This window comes from Salinimicrobium oceani, assembly GCF_012037645.1.
Map to the genome: position 1 here is coordinate 1 of NZ_JAAVJR010001632.1, position 285 is coordinate 285.

General features: G+C 46.7%; 1 protein-coding gene. It reads left to right on the forward strand.

What is annotated here, in order from left to right:
- On the forward strand, window positions 1-285 hold a 285-nt coding region (locus HC175_RS23385), incomplete at both ends, for a preprotein translocase subunit SecA (RefSeq protein WP_445326505.1).

Consider the following 285-nt stretch of genomic DNA (forward strand, 5'->3'; position numbering starts at 1 on the left):
AGACCTGTACTTATTGGTACCACTTCCGTAGAAATTTCAGAATTGCTTAGCCGTATGCTTACGTTGCGTAAAGTGCCACATAATGTACTTAACGCCAAGCTCCATAAAAAAGAAGCCGATATTGTTGCCGAAGCAGGTAACTCGGGCGTTGTGACCATTGCTACCAACATGGCCGGTCGTGGTACGGACATTAAACTATCCAAAGAAGTGAAAGAAGCAGGCGGACTTGCAATTGTAGGTACCGAGCGCCATGATTCACGACGTGTTGACCGGCAGTTAAGAGGT